This is a genomic window from Rheinheimera gaetbuli, from assembly GCF_054781935.1.
Genome location: NZ_BAAGTL010000012.1, coordinates 333,774 through 352,182, shown reverse-complemented (window position 1 = coordinate 352,182; position 18,409 = coordinate 333,774). Strand labels below are relative to the sequence as shown.

General features: G+C 48.9%; 15 protein-coding genes and 3 tRNA genes. 11 read left to right on the top strand and 7 right to left on the bottom strand.

The window, feature by feature from the left end:
• From ACYVIC_RS12190 to ACYVIC_RS12175, 4 genes are all read right to left on the bottom strand, one after another.
• Complete coding sequence (locus ACYVIC_RS12190) at nucleotides 1-3,090, bottom strand: efflux RND transporter permease subunit (RefSeq protein WP_460860298.1); 3,090 nt, start codon at nucleotides 3,088-3,090, stop codon at nucleotides 1-3.
• A gap of 2 nt (nucleotides 3,091-3,092) precedes the next feature.
• On the bottom strand, nucleotides 3,093-4,184 hold the full coding sequence (locus tag ACYVIC_RS12185; RefSeq protein ID WP_460860296.1) for an efflux RND transporter periplasmic adaptor subunit: 1,092 nt from the start codon (nucleotides 4,182-4,184) through the stop codon (nucleotides 3,093-3,095).
• A gap of 145 nt (nucleotides 4,185-4,329) precedes the next feature.
• A complete protein-coding gene (uvrB, locus tag ACYVIC_RS12180) occupies nucleotides 4,330-6,327 on the bottom strand; it encodes an excinuclease ABC subunit UvrB (protein WP_460860295.1) in 1,998 nt (665 codons plus the stop codon).
• On the bottom strand, nucleotides 6,324-7,685 hold the full coding sequence (locus ACYVIC_RS12175; RefSeq protein WP_460860293.1) for an MATE family efflux transporter: 1,362 nt from the start codon (nucleotides 7,683-7,685) through the stop codon (nucleotides 6,324-6,326). Before ACYVIC_RS12175 ends, uvrB begins: the two co-directional genes overlap by 4 nt.
• 539 nt (nucleotides 7,686-8,224) lie before the next feature.
• On the opposite strand from ACYVIC_RS12175, the gene ACYVIC_RS12170 reads away from it, so the two are divergent.
• From ACYVIC_RS12170 to nth, 11 genes are all read left to right on the top strand, one after another.
• Nucleotides 8,225-8,301, top strand: a tRNA-Asn gene (locus tag ACYVIC_RS12170).
• A 36-nt stretch (nucleotides 8,302-8,337) separates the two neighbouring features.
• Nucleotides 8,338-8,414: transfer RNA gene (locus ACYVIC_RS12165), tRNA-Asn, on the top strand.
• Nucleotides 8,415-8,448: 34 nt separating this feature from the next.
• Nucleotides 8,449-8,525: transfer RNA gene (locus ACYVIC_RS12160), tRNA-Asn, on the top strand.
• A 145-nt stretch (nucleotides 8,526-8,670) separates the two neighbouring features.
• A complete protein-coding gene (locus ACYVIC_RS12155) occupies nucleotides 8,671-10,596 on the top strand; it encodes an EAL domain-containing protein (RefSeq protein WP_460860291.1) in 1,926 nt (641 codons plus the stop codon).
• Between the two features lie 139 nt (nucleotides 10,597-10,735).
• Nucleotides 10,736-11,317: an electron transport complex subunit RsxA gene (rsxA, locus tag ACYVIC_RS12150; RefSeq protein WP_460860289.1), complete on the top strand. Its 582-nt coding sequence runs from the start codon at nucleotides 10,736-10,738 to the stop codon at nucleotides 11,315-11,317.
• Nucleotides 11,317-11,868 carry an electron transport complex subunit RsxB gene (gene rsxB, locus ACYVIC_RS12145; protein ID WP_460860287.1) on the top strand — a complete coding sequence of 184 codons (552 nt, stop codon included), beginning with the start codon at nucleotides 11,317-11,319 and terminating at the stop codon, nucleotides 11,866-11,868. The genes rsxA and rsxB overlap by 1 nt, the downstream gene beginning before the upstream one ends.
• Before the next feature lie 4 nt (nucleotides 11,869-11,872).
• Nucleotides 11,873-14,011 (top strand): electron transport complex subunit RsxC, encoded by a 2,139-nt coding sequence (rsxC, locus tag ACYVIC_RS12140; RefSeq protein ID WP_460860286.1) that lies wholly within the window; start codon nucleotides 11,873-11,875, stop codon nucleotides 14,009-14,011.
• Entirely contained in the window at nucleotides 14,008-15,075 is a 1,068-nt protein-coding gene (gene rsxD / locus ACYVIC_RS12135) for an electron transport complex subunit RsxD (protein ID WP_460860284.1), read from the top strand. The genes rsxC and rsxD overlap by 4 nt, the downstream gene beginning before the upstream one ends.
• A complete protein-coding gene (rsxG, locus tag ACYVIC_RS12130) occupies nucleotides 15,072-15,698 on the top strand; it encodes an electron transport complex subunit RsxG (RefSeq protein ID WP_460860282.1) in 627 nt (208 codons plus the stop codon). The genes rsxD and rsxG overlap by 4 nt, the downstream gene beginning before the upstream one ends.
• Nucleotides 15,699-15,715: 17 nt before the next feature.
• Entirely contained in the window at nucleotides 15,716-16,411 is a 696-nt protein-coding gene (locus ACYVIC_RS12125; protein WP_460860280.1) for an electron transport complex subunit E, read from the top strand.
• Between the two features lie 17 nt (nucleotides 16,412-16,428).
• The gene (gene nth / locus ACYVIC_RS12120; protein WP_460860277.1) at nucleotides 16,429-17,064 is read left to right on the top strand and encodes an endonuclease III; all 636 of its coding nucleotides are present in this window, start codon (nucleotides 16,429-16,431) and stop codon (nucleotides 17,062-17,064) included.
• Nucleotides 17,065-17,102: 38 nt separating this feature from the next.
• Here nth and ACYVIC_RS12115 read toward each other — a convergent pair whose 3' ends face one another.
• The 3 genes from ACYVIC_RS12115 to ACYVIC_RS12105 all read right to left on the bottom strand — a co-directional run bounded on the left by ACYVIC_RS12115 (nucleotide 17,103) and on the right by ACYVIC_RS12105 (nucleotide 18,288).
• Complete coding sequence (locus ACYVIC_RS12115) at nucleotides 17,103-17,549, bottom strand: hypothetical protein (RefSeq protein WP_460860275.1); 447 nt, start codon at nucleotides 17,547-17,549, stop codon at nucleotides 17,103-17,105.
• A 79-nt stretch (nucleotides 17,550-17,628) separates the two neighbouring features.
• On the bottom strand, nucleotides 17,629-17,976 hold the full coding sequence (locus tag ACYVIC_RS12110) for a ribonuclease E inhibitor RraB (protein WP_460860273.1): 348 nt from the start codon (nucleotides 17,974-17,976) through the stop codon (nucleotides 17,629-17,631).
• Between the two features lie 69 nt (nucleotides 17,977-18,045).
• The gene (locus ACYVIC_RS12105; RefSeq protein WP_460860272.1) at nucleotides 18,046-18,288 is read right to left on the bottom strand and encodes a hypothetical protein; all 243 of its coding nucleotides are present in this window, start codon (nucleotides 18,286-18,288) and stop codon (nucleotides 18,046-18,048) included.
• Nucleotides 18,289-18,409: the final 121 nt, after the last annotated feature.

Sequence of the window (18,409 nt, the reverse complement as noted above, 5' to 3'; positions counted from 1 at the left end):
TTATTCCTTTGTTATCATAGTTTTAATATTAAAAACGCTGCAATACAACACGGGCATAAATACCAATGTGAGTACGGTAGCAAAGCCCAGGCCAAACATAACAACCACTGCCAGGCTGGCAAAAAACACGTCACTCAATAGCGGTATCATACCTAAAATGGTGGTAATCGCCGCCATCGAAACCGGGCGCACCCGGCTTACCGCACTGTCAAACACCGCATTAAAAGCCGCTTTGCCCTCTGACAACTCCAGATTAATTTGCTCCAGCAGTACAATGCAGTTTTTTACCAGCATACCCGACAAACTTAAAAAACCAAGCAGCGCAATAAAGCCAAAGGGCGCGCCCAGCAGCAACAAACCAAAGCTTACGCCAATAATGGCCAGTGGCACGCAAGCCCAAATAACCAAGGCGCTGCGTAGCGAGTTAAACAGCAATACCGTAATAATAAACATAAACAAATAACCCAAAGGTAACGAGCTAAACAGTGCGCTTTGGGCCTTTTGCTGCGCCTCAAACTCACCACCCCAGTTAAGAAAATAGCCAGTGGGTAATTCTATCGCTTCAATATCGGTTTTCACCCTTGCTAACAACGCCGCGGCGGTATCGTCAGACAAATTATCATGATCTGCCATTACCGTAACGGTACGTTTACGGTCGCGACGCTGAATTTGCGCATCTTCCCACACCAGATCAAAACCGGTCACCACCTGTGTAATCGGCACATAACGCTGCAGTTTGTTACTGTACACTTGTAGATCATACAACGCATCGAGGTTGTCACGCTCAGCCAGTGGTGATCGGGCCACGATCGGCAGTAAATGGGTGCCATCACGGTAAATGCCCACAGTACGGCCTGACATCGCGGTTAACAGCACATCGTCGATATCTTGTTTACTAATACCTGCCCGGCGTGCCATGGCTTCGTTAAAATGCGGGCGGATGACTTTAGTGCGCTCACGCCAGTTATCGCGAATACTCACGGCCTGGCCATCGGCCAATAATATCGCTTTGGCCTGTGCAGCCAGGTTTCGTAACACATCGGGATCTGCGCCACTAAAACGCGCTTCAATTTTAGCCGGTGTTGAGGGCCCAACCTCCAGCCGTAACAACTTGTATTGCAAACGCGGTAACTGTTCGTTTACATAACTGCGAGTTAGCTGCATGATGCCTGGCAACTGCTGCAGGCTGTCGGCACGCACAATAAGCTGGCTGTATGCGCTAAAACTTTTCTCTGGCTGATAGGTCAGCATAAAACGCTCAGCACCACGGCCACTGGTGCTGGTAACATGGCTAACGCCGTCTTGCGCTAGCAAAAAATTCATCAGCTGTACTGCATCTTCTGCGGACTGGCGAATATCCGAGCCCTCAGGCTGCCATAAATCCACCAAAAACATCGGTGTATTAGATGGCGGGAAAAACACCTGTTTTACCTTAGCAAAACCCACTACAGCACACACCAATAGCAGTAACGTAATGCTATAGGTTGCCATACGATAACGCAGCGCAGCACTTAACAGTTTGCGATACAGCGTAAAAATAATACCTTGATACAAGGCAACATCATTTTGTGCTGGTTCGTTGGCGGTTTGCCCGTTACCCGTTTGCACGGCGTCTTTAAATAAGATGCTGGCAAAAAACGGCGTTAAGGTGATAGCGGTAACCCAGCTGAGTAACAATGACACCAGCAACACCCAAAATAAACTGCCGGCAAACTCGCCGGTGGCATCGCTGGATAGCCCGATAGGCGCGAAGGCTGCAATGGCAATAATAGTGGCACCCAGTAACGGCCACTGCGTTTGTTTGACGATTAAACTGGCCGCATCAGCTAGTTTTAGCCGGCGCTGCATACCGATTAAAATACCTTCTGTAATGACTATGGCATTGTCTACCAACATACCTAAAGCAATGATTAAGGCGCCAAGCGACACGCGCTGCAACTCGATTTGCATGTAGCGCATAAAAATAAAGCTGCCCAGCACCGTGAGCAGCAGAATAAGGCCAATTAAGATACCGCTGCGCAGCCCCATAAAAATCAGTAACACCACTATTACAATAGCGACCGCTTCAGCCAGATTAATAATAAAACCACTAACTGAACGAGCAACTTCATCAGGCTGGTTATAAATAGTGTGCAGCTCAATACCCACCGGCCGGTTGTATTCCAGCTCGGCTAAACGCTGGGCAATTTGCTCACCGGCTTCAACTACGTTAACGCCACTGCCAAAAGACACGCCCAGTGTCAGCGCATTCTCACCGCCAAAACGCAGTAACTGTGCCGGGGTTTCAGCGTTAGCACGGTACACCCGCGCCACATCGCCCAGATAAATCAGCTCTTTTGAATCCGGGCTGGAAATGATCAGGCTTTCAAGTTCAGACACCGACTGAAATTCACCCGTGGGGTAGATTCGCAGCCGGTCTGGCCCAACTTTAATGGACCCGGCATTGGCAACCATGTTTTGGCTTTGCAGCAACGCTGCCAGCGTTTGTGGTGCAATACCCAGCGCAGTTAAACGCGGCCGTGAAATTTCAACGATCACCTGCTCTTGCTGCACGCCACCGACGGTCACTTTTCCAACACTGGAAACCATGACTAATTCGCGACGTAAAAAATCGACGTAATCGCGCAGTTCATCATCACCATAGCCTTCGCCGGTTACCGCATATAAAATGCCGTACACATCACCAAAATCATCTTTTACCTGCGGCGCTTGCACACCTGGCGGCAACTGCGGCTGCAAGTCGGTAATTTTATGCCGCAGCTCATCCCAGATTTGCTTTAACTCTTTGGCGCGATAGGTATCATGCATTTCTACCATCAGCTGTGACAAACCGGCGGTCGAGACCGAGGTAACGTGTTTAACGTAAGGTAACTGCTGGATTACATTTTCCAGCGGATAGGTCACTTCTTCTTCGACCTGGGTAGGTGATGCGCCTGGGTACTGGGTTATTACCAGCGCCTGTTTCAGGGTAAACTGTGGATCCTCGAGCCGGCCAAGCCCAAGATAGGAAACAATGCCGCCCAGCAACAAAATAGCGGCAAATAGCCACGAAGAGGTGCGATATTGGATAAAATAACGGGCAAAATCCATGCTTACAGCCCCCGCTCACGCACCCAGGGCCGGACCTTTTGCCCTTCTGTTAATTGCTGTACGCCGGCAGTGACAATTTGCTCACCACTTTTAAGCCCGGCGGTAACCGCTGCACCGGCACTGGTTAAACTGCTGACACTGATCGCTCTTTTAGTCACAGTACCGCTGTCAGGCTGGTATACCCAGACATAACTTTGCTGGCTGGCAAGCGCCTGCTCACCGGGCATAAACAAGGCCGTTGACGGAATAAACACCGCGCTAGAGTGCACCATGCTGATTTTACTGACTTCAGCAATAACATTGGCTGTCATACCGGCCAGTACATTAAATTCTTGCGGCGTGGCCATACTAAACACCACTTTAAAGCTATTGGTGGCAGGATCAGCGCGGGTGTCCCACTCACGGATACGGGCGCGATAGCGATACTGCGGATGCGAGTCAAATACCACTTCAGGTTGATAATCAAAGTCTTTGCGTACATTGGAGATTACATCTTCCGGCACCTGAATAACCACATCGACCTGATCGCGCACCTGCAGTTCCATAATGGGTTGCTGGGCAGCAATATTTTCGTGGTTCTCAACCAGCAGGCGGGAAATATTGCCGGCAAACGGCGCCTGCAGCCGGGTGTAGCTCAGCGCGGTCTCAGCGGTGGATAAATCGGCCTGTGCCACCTGCAGTTGGGCTTTGGCTTCATCGAAGGCGGCTTGCGATACCAATTTTTGCGCAATAAGTTGCTCAGCACGGACAAACTGGGTTTGTGCCAGCTCATAGCGGGCGGCAGACTGATCCAGCCTCAGGCGAAAATCGGTGTCATCCAACGCGGCCAGTAAGTCGCCTTTTTGTACCATCTGCCCCGGCCTGGCCAACAACTGCACCAACTTGCCGCTGACACGAAACGTCAGGCTGGCACGCTCTGTCGGCTCGACTACCGCCGGAAACTGCCGCACCGCCCCGACACTGCTGTCGCTGACAGTATGCAATTTAACCGGCCGCTCAGGCTCAGAAAGCGCTTCTGGTTTACTATCAGAACAGGCAGCAATACAGAAAACAGCAACAATAGGTATAAGAACACGTGGCGGGAAAGCTAACATAGGGTTCATCCTGAAACAATTAAACTTATGCGCACTGCAGCAGCGCCGCATATAACCAGTAAGAGTATTTAACCTTAAAAACCGCCTTACTGACAGTTAGTTTTGCTGACATCTGGTAAAAATCCACCGCAAGCGGCGGATTTTATTAAATTTCCAGTAGCGCTTGTTTCAGCGCATGCACCTGATCACGTAATTTAGCCGCCTGCTCAAACTCCAAATCACGGGCATGCTGCAGCATTTTTTGCTCTAACTGTTTAATCTCAGCCTCAACCTGATAGGCGGTTTTACCTTTTATCAACCGCACGCGCTCTGCCACCATCGGCAAGGCCGGGCTGGCATCCTGGCCCAAGTCCATTACATCAGCTATTTTTTTCTTAATCGCCTGCGGCGCTATGCCATGCAACGTATTAAAGGCTTGTTGTTTCGCCCGGCGACGGTCGGTTTCATCAATAGCCCGTTGCATAGAGCCGGTAATGCGGTCGGCATACAAGATGGCTTTACCACTCAGGTTACGCGCCGCCCGGCCAATGGTTTGAATAAGCGAGCGCTCAGAGCGTAAGAAACCTTCTTTGTCAGCATCCAGAATAGCCACCAGCGATACTTCCGGTATATCCAGGCCTTCACGCAACAGGTTAATGCCGACCAGCACATCAAATACCCCCAGACGTAAGTCACGGATAATTTCCATCCGCTCGACAGTATCAATATCAGAGTGTAGATACCGCACTTTTACACCGTGCTCGTTCAGATACTCGCTTAAATCTTCTGCCATTTTTTTGGTTAGCGTGGTAACCAGTACCCGCTCACCCAGCCGGGCTTTTTGCAGCGCTTCCGACATTAAGTCATCAACCTGGCTTGCTACCGGGCGAATTTCAATTACCGGATCAACCAGGCCCGTGGGGCGGACGACCTGCTCGACTACTTCGCCGGCAGAATGCTCCAGTTCATAAGCAGCCGGTGTAGCTGAAACATAAATACGCTGCGGTGCTATGGCTTCAAACTCGTCAAATTTTAGTGGCCGGTTATCCAGCGCAGATGGCAAGCGAAAACCATAGTTAACCAGGTTTTCTTTGCGTGAACGGTCGCCCTTATACATAGCGCCAATTTGTGAAATGGTCACATGCGATTCATCGATAAACATCAGCCCATCTGCAGGGAAATAATCTAATAACGTTGGCGGTGGCTCGCCATTGGCACGGCCGGATAAATAACGCGAGTAGTTTTCAATACCCGAGCAATAGCCCAGTTCTACCATCATCTCAATGTCAAACAAGGTGCGCTGGCTTAAACGTTGCTCTTCTACCAATTTATTGGCACTAAGCAGCTGCTCGCGGCGCAGCTTTAGCTCCTGCTTGATGTGTTCGGTAGCGGCCAGGATTTTTTCCCGCGGTGTCACATAGTGGGTTTTCGGGTAAATAGTGTAGCGTGTCAGTACTTTTTCCACTGTGCCGGTAAGCGGGTCAAACAGACTAAGGCGCTCTATCTCTTCGTCAAACAGTTCAACACGTAGTGCAATATCGTCCGATTCAGCCGGAAAGATATCAATCACATCACCGCGCACCCGATAGGTAGCACGGGAAAAATCAATATCGTTGCGGCTATATTGCAACTCAGCTAAACGGCGCAAAATAGCGCGCTGGTCAATAATATCGCCAACTTTAAGATGCAACAGCATCTTCATATACGATTCGGGATCGCCCAAACCATAAATAGCAGATACCGAGGCGATAATTACGACGTCGCGTCGTTCCATCAGTGCTTTAGTGGCCGACAACCGCATTTGTTCAATATGCTCATTAATAGAGGCATCTTTTTCAATAAAGGTATCGGTTGAGGGCACATAGGCCTCAGGCTGGTAATAGTCGTAGTACGACACAAAGTACTCAACCGAATTATGCGGAAAAAACTCTTTCATCTCGCCGTACAGCTGCGCCGCCAGCGTTTTATTATGCGCCATAATTAATGTTGGCCGGTTTACCCGGGCAATCACATTAGCCATGGTAAAGGTTTTACCCGAGCCGGTAACGCCCAGTAATGTCTGATGTGCAAGGCCAGACTCCAGCCCCTCTACCAGCTTGTCAATCGCCTGCGGCTGATCGCCAGCTGGCTGATATGGCGATATCAAATCAAAGTCTCTGCTCACACTCCCCCCTGCCCGCAGCCCTGCACTGTGCGGTTAAACCAACGCCAGGCTATAAATGCGGTAAAAATGTTTGCCACGACACAACCGGCGAACAACCCAACCACACCATACAACTCCCCTCCGGCCCAAGCCAGTGGAACATAAAATACAAATAAACGGATAAGACTAAGCCATAATGCATTTGCCGGACGGTGCAAGGCATTAAAAGAGGAATTGGTAAGAATTATAATGCCCTGTAAACCGTAACTCAGCGGCACTATCCAGATAAACCAACATATAATGCGAACGACTTCTGGGTCTTCACTAAACAAACCAGCCAGGGGCATAGCTAACACAGCCAGCAACAAATACACCGCTAACTGCCACAACATGACAAAACGGGCCGATAAATGATAAGCAAGTTGAACCCTGCCAAATAAACCCGCACCAAAATTCTGGCTTACCACCGGCGGCAGTGTCATTGATAAGGCTAACACTACCAGACAAGCTATGCTTTCCAGGCGTGCGCCAACACCGTAAGCTGCAACGGCCTGTGGGCCATAGCTTGCCATAATGGCTGTTAACACCGCCATCGCAAGCGGCGTTAGCATATTCGCGCCGGCCGCTGGTGCGCCGATGCGCAGAATTTTTCGACTTATACGAATAAACTGGTGGGCGCTAACCGCCGTGACAGTAATTAAATCACGCTTTATAAGCAAACGAATAATCAGTACCGAACCGACCAGCCAGGACACAACAGTTGCAATAGCTGCACCTTGCATACCCATGGCCGGAATAGGCCCGACACCAAAAATTAGTATCGGGTCCAGCACGGCGTTAACTAAACCGGATCCCGCCATAATAATACTGGGGGTACGGGTATCACCGGCTGCACGCAGAATAGCATTGCCTACCATAGGCAGCACCAATAGCACTGCACCGCAAAACCAGATATCCATATAATCGTGGATATATTGTAACACCGCGCCCTCGGCGCCCAATGCTTTAAACAGCGCGTCTGACCACACAAAACCTGCCAAAGCCAGTAATGCCACTAGTGCGGCAGACAGCCACAAGGCCACTTGGCCATCAGTACGCGCAGCAGTTAGCTCTTTGGCACCCAGTGCTTTAGCTATTATTGCTGAAGTACCAATACTTAAACCAATTGCCAGGCTGATTAATGAAAATGATACCGGAAAGGTGAAGCTGATGGCAGCCAACTGATCTGTACCCAGCATACTAATAAAAAAGGTATCAACCAGGTTAAAAGTCATTAATGTCAGCATGCCCGCTAACATCGGTAGCGTCATCCTGATGAGCGTAGCGCGGATATCATCACTGGTAAGTGAAAAACCGGATTTGTTGGTCGAAGTTGTCATAGTCTCAGGCTGGATACGGCGTTGGGTTATTGTAAAGAAAAGCCAGACTGACAACCATGCAAAATTGATTAAAGCCTGAATTTACATGTTAAACCAACAAAAATTCATGCTGACGCCGCGAAAACAGTTCACATTAGCGCCGCTTTGGCACAGCCGCAAATTTTAAGTACAGCGAAAAAACACCCACCACGCAGCAAAAACGCAAACAATTGTTTTTAATAGATAATTTTTTTCATCGCAACTGACTTGACCCGCGGCAAAAGCAGCGGCGATACGCCTTCCCCCAGCTAACACCCCGCTAACTCACAGAGTTATCCACAGAAACTGTGAGTAACTCTACGCAAGCCACGTTAATCAGTACTTTGCGACTAAGCAAAAATGCGCGATGCCAATTTGAAAAAAAACACAACGAAAACTGGTGTATAAAACAACGCTTTGTTTAAACAATACGCAAGTAAACGATATTGATAAAAATCCCTATACCAAAGTGTTGACAGTACCTGGAGCTGGCATTAGTATTGCGCCCCGTTGAATGCTGTTCCCTAGTAGCTCAGTTGGTTAGAGCGGCGGACTGTTAATCCGTAGGTCACTGGTTCGAGTCCAGTCTGGGGAGCCAACAGCACACAACACACTGTAATTCCAGCAGTACAATTCCCTAGTAGCTCAGTTGGTTAGAGCGGCGGACTGTTAATCCGTAGGTCACTGGTTCGAGTCCAGTCTGGGGAGCCATTTTTGGTTGTAGCACTCTGATATTTCTTTCTATTCCCTAGTAGCTCAGTTGGTTAGAGCGGCGGACTGTTAATCCGTAGGTCACTGGTTCGAGTCCAGTCTGGGGAGCCACTCTCTTATAGTGTTTTTCTGTCGTTCTGACTTTAATTGTGTATTTATCAGTATTTTTTTGATTTAATTAGCTTTCTATTGGTTGAGCCTAAAACTATATTAAGCGTTAGGACAAGGAAACTGGTTAACCTGGTGGTCATTGCTTATGAGAATACTGCGAACTTTGCTTGTAAGCCAGCTGCTGTCAGCAGTGGTACTGGCTATTGCTGCGCTGGCAACATTGGTCATCTATACACAGCAGCAGCTGTCTGCCGCCGAAAAAAATGCCAACATCACTATCGAACAAATTCTTAGCAATCATATTACTGGTGATGGCAAAGTTTTAAGCCGGCAGCTCGACCGCAGTTTTGCATTGCGTAGTTTGCGTATTAGCCAGTTGGACGGCACTATACTGCATGAACAAAATCTACGTGGTAATAAAGCGGCGTTAGCCAGTGCCTTATTGCAAGCTTTCGGCAGCGAATTCAAGCCACGGACTATCCGTAGCGAAGAACAAAATATCCAACTGAGCTACCAACTCGATTTTAGCGAGCGCTTGGTACAATTTCAGTCCGTTTTGCTGGTATTATTTTTTCTGCCGTTTTTATTAGGCTGGATACCGGTGCTGCTAAGTAAAAGCAGTATTGGACGCAGCTATCGCCGCACCACAGACGCGGTCAACGAGCTGATTGATCGATTTATTAAAGACCCACAAAAAGCGGAGCCCGACTGGCAAAAAATCCCGGCTGAATTTGCTGATATTAATATAGCACTACAAAAACTGGCCAATTATACCCGCTCACAATATAACGAGATGGCAGCCAATGCCCATCAGATCGCTGAAGAGGCTTACAAAGACCCGGTAACCGATCTGCCAAACCGCAATCGCTTTGTGCAATTTTATGAAGAAAACATCCGCCAAAGTGAACAGAGCGATTTTGGTGTTTTTGCTATTACCCGCTGTACAGAACTGCAAACACTCAACCAAACCCGTGGTTATCAGGAAGGCGATACCTATATCCGTGAAGTATCTGACATCGTTAGAAAGCTTTGTGGTACTTATAAAGAGCACAAGATATTTCGTTTAAACAGCTCGGATTTTGGCATTTTGTTGCCCAGGGTAACACCTAAAGAAGCGGAGAACTTTGCATTACAATTGCAAAGCCGCTTCAATGAATATCAAAAAAATGCCGAACTTGACTCTGTTGCCTATACCGGCCTGGTGGCTTATGAATCAGGCAAAGCTCTTGGTGAGTTGCTGGCCATTGCCGATACGTCTATCAGTTTGGCACAGACAAAGCAGCCTAATGCATGGCACTTACAAAAAGAATCTGCCGGTCTGGAGATGGCAGCGGGCAGCTATGGTAACCAAAATTGGCGCAATGTGATTGACGATGTACTTAATAATCATCGGCTAAGTTTGTTGGTGCAATTAATCCAACCATCTAATCGCTCTGCCAAGGCGTACTCAGAAGTGTTGGTTCGTTTTAAAACACAAGAAGGCCAAATCTTGCCCACGGCATCATTTTTGGCGATGGCAGAGAAGCTGGACCGCATTATTGCTGTTGACCGGCTGATTATAGAAACGGCGCTAACCACCATCAAAAACAAAAATCTGCAAGATCAGTATTTCGGTATCAATTTGTCAGCCCGCTGCGTTCATGATGATCAGTTTATTATCTGGTTGGAACGCCGCTTACTAAAAGACGCGCATATTGCAGCAAAACTGGTTTTCGAAGTTACCGAGTTTGGCCTGCAGCAGAATCTGAAAACCAGTAAACGTTTTATTGATATGATCCATCGTGCCGGCGCGCGCGTTACAGTAGAGAAATTTGGTGTTGGCATTACCTCGTTTAAGTTTTTCCGTGATATGAAACCGGATTACGTAAAAATGGACGGTAGTTATACCCGTCATATAAACGAAGATAAGAACAATCAGTATTTTATGCGGTTAATGATTGATCTTGCGCATCGGATTGGTGTTGGTGTGTTTGCCGAGAGTGTCGAGACCCAGGAAGAGAAACACATGCTCGAGTCGTTGTTTATAGACGGCAATCAAGGCTACTACGTCGGTAAACCCGCGCCCATGTAAAACAGGGTGCAGTGATGCGCCTCAACATCTTTTTACAGGCTGCGCAGCGGCGCAGTCGTAATACCCGCATATTTTATCCGGTTGTGTCACACTGCGCTTAATAGCATAATATGGCCCTCAATTTTTCCAGAGCGACGCGATGACTGAATTTTTGCTGTTGTTAATCAGTACCGTACTGGTAAACAATTTTGTCTTAGTAAAATTTCTCGGCTTATGCCCCTTTATGGGGGTATCTGGCAAGTTAGAAACCGCTATTGGCATGTCGCTGGCAACCACTTTTGTGCTAACGCTGGCTTCTTTATGCAGTTACCTGGTCGATCACTACTTGCTCGCGCCTCTTGATCTTTTGTACCTTCGCACCTTGAGTTTTATTCTGGTTATAGCTGTTGTGGTGCAATTTACAGAAATGGTGGTGCACAAGACCAGCCCGACACTTTATCGTCTGCTGGGTATCTTTTTGCCGCTTATTACCACCAACTGTGCTGTGTTAGGGGTGGCCTTATTGAACGTCAACGCCCGGCATAATTTTGTTAACTCAGTAGTTTATGGCTTTGGGGCAGCAGTTGGGTTTTCATTGGTTCTTATTTTGTTTGCAGCCATGCGCGAACGGCTTGCTGCGGCTGATGTACCCGTGCCTTTTAAAGGTGCAGCCATTGCAATGATTACCGCCGGTTTAATGTCGTTGGCTTTTATGGGCTTTACCGGGTTGGTGAAAGCCTGATGACATTATTTACAGCACTTGTGGCGCTTGGCAGCCTGGCATTGATATTTGGCGCTGTGTTGGGCTTTGCAGCCATTCGTTTTAAAGTTCAAAGCGACCCTCTGGTAGAACAAATTGATGACATTTTACCACAAACGCAATGCGGGCAATGCGGTTACCCCGGGTGTAAACCCTACGCTGAAGCTATCGCCAACGGTGATGACATCAATAAATGCCCACCAGGCGGTGAAGCGACGATTCGTAAGCTGGCAGACCTGATGGGCGTGGAGGCCAAACCCCTCAACGCCGCCCAAACTGAAACAGTAAAACGGGTCGCTTACATTCGTGAAGATGAATGCATCGGCTGCACTAAGTGTATTCAGGCCTGTCCGGTAGACGCTATCGTTGGCGCCTCTAAACTGATGCACACAGTAATAACTGACGAATGCACCGGCTGTGATCTCTGTGTAGAGCCCTGTCCGGTAGATTGTATTGATATGGTAGCGGTTGCCACAACTCCCGAGCGTTGGAAGTGGGATTTAGCAGCAATACCAGTAAGGATGGTGGAGTAACGCCATGCCAGGTTTATTTCAACAAATTCAAGCCGGTGTGCTGTGGGATTTCCACGGGGGTGTCCACCCCCCAACGCGCAAACAGCAAACGAACCAAAAACCCATTGCTGTTATGCCGTTACCCGATCGTTTATATATTCCATTGCGCCAGCATATCGGCGTTGCCGGGCAGATACTGGTACGCGAAGGACAACATGTACTAAAAGGTCAGCCATTGACCAGTGCAGATAACTCTATGGCTGTGCCGGTGCATGCGCCAACATCGGGCACGGTGCTACGTATCGGCCCACATACCAGCGCGCACCCGTCGGCCCTGCCTGAGCTAACACTAGTAATGCAACCGGATGGTTTAGAAACCTGGCGTAAACGCGAACCGCTGCACTTGGCCAATTGCGATAAACTGACACTGTTAAACCGGATCCAAAATAGCGGCATTGCCGGTATGGGGGGGGCGGGTTTTCCAACACATTTGAAAACCGGGGTATCGCAACCGGTCGACTACTTAATTATTAACGCTGTAGAGTGCGAGCCTTACATCACCGCCGATGACCTGTTAATGCAGGAAGCGGCAACCACCATTGTTAAAGGCATCGATATTCTGTGCCAGTTGCTAAACCCTAAAGCAGTGCTGATTGGTATTGAAGATGATAAACCCATAGCCGCATCAGCAATGATGGCCGCCTGCAGCCAACGTGAACACTATTATGTACGTAGTGTACCGACTAAGTATCCCTCTGGTGGTGAAAAACAGCTGATCCAGCTATTAACCAATAAAGAAGTGCCAAATGGCCGCAGGCCAATAGACATTGGTATAGTTATGCATAATGTCGGCACAGCTTTCGCGATAGCCCAGGCTGTGCTGGACGACCATCCGTTAATTTCGCGGATTGTGACCGTAGCAGGCGAAACGTTAAGCCAGCCGCAGAATGTGCTGGCGCTGATAGGCACCCCGGTATCAGCGCTGCTTAACACCTGCGGTTTTCAGCCGCAACCTAAGCAACGCGTGATCATGGGTGGGCCTATGATGGGCTTTACTCTGCCCGATCTGGCGGTGCCGGTTGTTAAAACCACAAATTGTATTTTAGCGCCGACAGCGGAAGAACTGCCATCTGCGGACAACGAAATAGATTGCATTCGTTGTAGTGCCTGTGCCGATGCCTGCCCCGCTACGTTATTACCTCAGCAACTGCTGTGGTACAGCAAAGCAAAAGATGTGAACAAACTGGCCGAATATAATCTGGCAGATTGTATTGAATGCGGCGCCTGCGCGTATGTTTGCCCTAGTGAAATCCCGTTGGTGCAATACTATCGTATTGCTAAGGCTGATATTCGCGAACAGCAGCGTGAAGCACTAAAAGCAGAGCAAGCCAAAGCGCGCTTTGAAGCGCGCAATGAACGTCTGGAACGAGAAAAGCAGCTACGGCTGCAGCGCAATCAGGAACTGGCAGCAGCACGGCAGCAACAGCAACTAGCCAGCGGTGCTAACCATGCTGTCGCGGACGCTCTGGCGCGAATTAAAGCCAAGCAAACCCAGACATCAGCCGAGCAAAATGAAGCACGCAGCAAAGAACACATTCTGGCTGAGCGTGAGCTGAAAAAGCAGCAGGCTCGCGAATATCAACAACAAAAAATGCAACAACAGGCTGAAGGGCCACCACCCGCAGCCGGTGACGCTGCAGCCGGCCATGATTCGGCCAACAACAGCCGCGATAGCAAAGCCGAAGCAGTAGCTGCCGCCCTGGCCCGAGCTAAGGCCAAAAAAGCCGCTATGGAAAACCCTGAAACCTGCTCTGATGCAACAGAGCCACAGGCTACAGCATCTGAAGCGACGGCAGCACACAGCGATCCGCGTAAAGCCGCTATTGCTGCTGCCATTGCCAGGGCAAAAGCCAAACAACAGGGCCCGGCTCAGGCTGACGACATACCGGTAGCTGAGACAACCGCGCCTGCAGAAGACCCACGCAAAGCCGCGATTGCCGCTGCCATTGCCAGGGCAAAAGCCAAACAACAGAGCGCTGCTCAGGCTGACGACATCCCGGTAGCTGAGACAACCGCGCCTGCAGAAGACCCACGCAAAGCCGCCGTTGCCGCTGCTATTGCCAGGGCCAAAGCACGTAAACAAGCCGATAGTGAGAACTCATGAGTTTTAAAATTGCCAGCTCACCACATCAGCATAACCAGCGCAGCACTGCACAAATCATGCGTATGGTATGTCTGGCTTGTTTGCCAGGCATTGCAGTGCAAGCCGTATTATTTGGTTATGGTGTACTGATACAATTGTTGCTGGCGATTATCACCGCCTGGCTTAGTGAAGCGGCAATACTGAAATTACGCGGTAAAAGTGTATTGCCGCGCCTGCGCGATAACAGTGCTCTATTAACCGCAGTGTTACTGGCTATAGCCATTCCGCCTTATGCACCGTGGTGGATCATCGTCATAGGTACTGCTTTTGCTATCATTATGGTGAAGCAACTGTACGGCGGTCTGGGCAATAATCTGTTTAACCCGGCAATGGCTGCTTACGTATTGCTGCTGGTATCGTTTCCATTGCAGATGACACAGTGGCTACCGCCCGTTTCATTGCAACAGGTCTCACTTACTCCGCTGGATGCAGTGTGCAGTATATTTACCCAATACAGCTGCAGTGGCTTTAGCTTATCGCAACTGCAGAGCAACGTTGATGGCGTCACAATGGCAACGCCATTAGACACGCTACGTATCGATTTAAGCCAGGGTTTAACCTTGTCAGAAAGCCTGCAAGCTCCGGTATTTTTTGCGTTTGCCGGTAGCGGCTGGTTATGGGTAAATCTGGCTTACCTGGCCGGTGGTTTGCTGCTTATCCAACAAAAAATCATCAGTTGGCGCATTCCAGCTGCGGTTATCGCTAGTATTTTTTTGTTATCCACGTTTGGCAGCTTGTTTGCACCAGATACCCTTGCTGGCCCGCTGTTCCATCTATTTAGTGGCGGTACTATGCTGGCGGCATTTTTTATTGCCACCGATCCGGTATCCGCCTCTACCACCAATATTGGCCGCTTATACTACGGCGCCCTGATTGGCCTGCTGGTGTTTTTGATCCGTAATTTTGGCGGTTACCCAGACGCTTATGCCTTTGCCATATTACTGGCAAATATGGCGGTACCCTTGATCGACTACTACACCCGGCCGCGTACTTATGGCCATCGTACGCGGAGTGAACTGAAATGATCCGTGCTATCAGTAAAAACGCGCTGGCACTGGGTGCAGCAGCAGCAGTTTGTGTCGCCATACTCAGCCTGGTTAATCAGCAAACCGCACCGCGGATCAGCGAGCAGCGGCTGGCCGCCAAGCTGGCGATGTTGTCTGAAGTGTTACCCGGTGTGAATGCCGGCCGCGCCTTGTTGCAAGATTGCTTGCAGGTAACCGATGAAAGTCTGCTGGGCAAAGCGTCGGCTCAAACCTTGTATCGCTGGCGTCAGGATGGCAAGCTAAATGCCTATATTATTGAAACCACCGCACCGGATGGCTACAGCGGTAATATAGATTTAATTGTTGCACTGACCCCTGATGGCACTGTATTAGGCAGCCGGGTACTGCAGCACAAAGAAACACCTGGCCTGGGTGATAAAATTGAGACCCGCCGCTCTGATTGGATGTTTAGTTTCAACAATAAAACTGTCACCGTCGATAACGCCGCAAAATGGGCCGTGCGCAAAGATGGCGGAGAGTTTGATCAATTTACCGGTGCAACTATCACACCGCGCGCCGTTATCAATGCAGTACGCAACGCCGTACTCTATGTTCAGCAGCATCCAGAGCTGGACACCTTGCCCGCTAGTTGCACAGATTAATAAGGTACAAGCCACTGATGAGCCAATTTAAAGAGTTAAGCTTACAAGGTCTGTGGAAAAACAATCCAGGGCTAGTGCAATTACTTGGCCTATGTCCGTTACTGGCTGTAACGGCTACGGTAACCAATGCGCTGGGTCTGGGTGCGGCTACGCTGCTCGTGCTGCTGGGCTCCAATGTAGCGGTCTCTTTAGTGCGTAACCATGTTGCCAACGAAATACGCATCCCGGTGTTTGTACTGATTATTGCCAGCCTGGTTACCGCTGTAGAATTGCTGATGAACGCCTACACGTATGACTTGTATCTGTCACTGGGTATTTTTATTCCGTTAATTGTCACCAACTGCGCCATTATCGGCCGTGCCGAAGCCTTTGCCTCAAAAAATGCCGTACTACCCTCTGCCATTGACGGCATTATGATGGGGCTGGGTTTTATGCTGGTGCTGCTGGCGCTGGGCGCCATGCGCGAAATACTAGGCCAGGGCACCTTATTTGACGGCGCCGATTTACTGCTGGGCGATTGGGCCAAAGCGCTGCGCATTGAGCTGTTTAGCGTAGACAGCCACTTTTTATTGGCGATGTTGCCGCCGGGTGCCTTTATTGGCATGGGGCTGTTAATCGCACTGAAAAACGTGATAGACAACAAACTTAAGCAGCAACAGACGGTTGAAAAAGGCAGTATCGCCCGCGCCCGCGTTACCGGAGCAGTGCAGTAAACTGCGCAGTTAAAGCTATGAATAAACAAAAACGTATCGAGATGTTAAGCCGGCTGCGCGCGGCTAATCCACACCCGACCACCGAGCTGGAATACAGCTCACCGTTTGAGCTGTTAATCGCCGTGCTGCTATCAGCCCAGGCCACCGATGTCGGCGTAAACAAAGCCACTAAACATTTTTTTCCGGTTGCCCGCACGCCACAGCAAATGCTGGAGTTAGGCGTCGACGGAGTAAAGCACTACATTAAAACCATCGGCTTATTTAATACCAAAGCCGAAAATGTAATTAAAACCTGCCGCATACTGGTTGAACAACACGGCGGCCAGGTGCCACAAAATCGCGAAGCCTTAGAAGCCCTGCCCGGAGTCGGCCGCAAAACCGCTAACGTGGTGCTTAACACGGCCTTTGGCTGGCCAACCATAGCGGTAGATACGCATATTTTCCGCGTATCAAACCGCACTAAACTGGCACCCGGGAAAAATGTCGACGAGGTCGAACACAAACTACTTAAAGTGGTGCCAGACGAGTTTAAACTCGACGTGCACCACTGGCTTATTCTGCACGGCCGCTACACTTGTGTCGCGCGAAAACCGCGCTGTGGCTCGTGTTTAATTGAGGATTTGTGTGAGTTTAAAGACAAGACAGATCAATAAGCCGTATCAGGCAAGCAATGGAAGCTAAGGTACTTTGTTTATCTGCCGTTTTGCAACGCTAAAAAGTTTAATACTGTTAACCGCTCTGCTTCGTAATGCTGTGCACCTTTTTCTGTATGGATAGTTGGGCTACAAGAACTTACGGCTAAATCTTTATTATCTTGATAAGCAAACACAGCGTACTGCTGGTTTAATTTGAACGGGAAGCCACATGCACCATAACCAGGCCGTGTCATCACTATCAACTTTTTAGCCGAGCTGCCTTTAAAAAGCTTGTCTGGTTTTAGCGTCACTTGCATTAACTCGACGTAGCTAAACCACGAACCTGGCTCCCTTCTTTTTATCACGTCTACTTTTTCAACAGTACCGACAAAAACTGAAGGATATTTATGGTAGCTTTCTTCAATGTCATACCCGGCACAGCTACATGCAATCGATTCACCAGTTAAAAGTGCAAAAACTGCAATAAACCAGAATTTATACACCTTAGCTCCTTGGCACATAATGCAAAGCTTTTGGGCGGCTAGAGCGCAGCGTAGCCGACCCAGCCACGATAGCAGCTTCTTATGTGTTTGTTTTTAGCGCAAAACCCCAACCGTCATACTCCAGTTCATATAATGCAGCCAAGCAAGTCATTAGACCCGATACAGTGCATATTAGGTTTTGAGTGGTTGGCATATTTATGACAACGGTAATTCGATGGTTATCTGAGACTTCTTCGTAAGTCGCTACACCATAGTTATTGTCGTTAATAAAACTTGCAACCAACTCACCTTTACCTCGATCTTTTGCGTACAACGTAAAATCTACATCTCTAGCAATAGATAAGTCATCTCCCTTTTGATCATTACCGATCAAGAGTTGCGTATCTTGATAAGCATTGTCCAAAAGTGATTCAATAATTTTGCTCATTGGTTCTCCTGGAACACAGTTAATGCAGCCAGCCGCGGGTTTGAGTTCCAGCGACCAACGGGAGCGATGCTAACTGGCCATGTTATGTGGTGAGAGCGCATTGGGCTGAAGGTGGATCGCACCGACTGACCCCAGTGAAACAGTGATAACAGTCGCCTTGACCCAACGCAAAACTTTGGTTACTAAACTATTTATTTTCATAGGCTTTCTCCTCTCTTTTGGTGTTTTCAGGACAGTCGTTTTTCCCTCTCGGGTTTTAATCAAAGTTTCAGGAAGATTTGAACTTCCAAATAGACAAGCTTCTACTTTCACGTTTGCATTGCTGAACGTTAGGCAAACGCTGCTATCACCTTCATGCCAATTCACTCTCCGACTTACTAACACAGCGCAAAGCTTTTAGATGGCTGGTGAACACACCAAGTCACCAGTCTCG

Excerpts from the sequence above, each read along its gene's own strand:
- ACYVIC_RS12190 (WP_460860298.1), bottom strand. The coding sequence starts at position 3,090 with ATGGATTTTGCCCGTTATTTTATCCAATATCGCACCTCTTCGTGGCTA.
- ACYVIC_RS12185 (WP_460860296.1), bottom strand. The coding sequence starts at position 4,184 with ATGTTAGCTTTCCCGCCACGTGTTCTTATACCTATTGTTGCTGTTTTC.
- ACYVIC_RS12175 (WP_460860293.1), bottom strand. The coding sequence starts at position 7,685 with ATGACAACTTCGACCAACAAATCCGGTTTTTCACTTACCAGTGATGAT.
- ACYVIC_RS12155 (WP_460860291.1), top strand. The coding sequence starts at position 8,671 with ATGAGAATACTGCGAACTTTGCTTGTAAGCCAGCTGCTGTCAGCAGTG.
- rsxA (WP_460860289.1), top strand. The coding sequence starts at position 10,736 with ATGACTGAATTTTTGCTGTTGTTAATCAGTACCGTACTGGTAAACAAT.
- rsxB (WP_460860287.1), top strand. The coding sequence starts at position 11,317 with ATGACATTATTTACAGCACTTGTGGCGCTTGGCAGCCTGGCATTGATA.
- rsxC (WP_460860286.1), top strand. The coding sequence starts at position 11,873 with ATGCCAGGTTTATTTCAACAAATTCAAGCCGGTGTGCTGTGGGATTTC.
- rsxD (WP_460860284.1), top strand. The coding sequence starts at position 14,008 with ATGAGTTTTAAAATTGCCAGCTCACCACATCAGCATAACCAGCGCAGC.
- rsxG (WP_460860282.1), top strand. The coding sequence starts at position 15,072 with ATGATCCGTGCTATCAGTAAAAACGCGCTGGCACTGGGTGCAGCAGCA.
- ACYVIC_RS12125 (WP_460860280.1), top strand. The coding sequence starts at position 15,716 with ATGAGCCAATTTAAAGAGTTAAGCTTACAAGGTCTGTGGAAAAACAAT.
- nth (WP_460860277.1), top strand. The coding sequence starts at position 16,429 with ATGAATAAACAAAAACGTATCGAGATGTTAAGCCGGCTGCGCGCGGCT.
- ACYVIC_RS12110 (WP_460860273.1), bottom strand. The coding sequence starts at position 17,976 with ATGAGCAAAATTATTGAATCACTTTTGGACAATGCTTATCAAGATACG.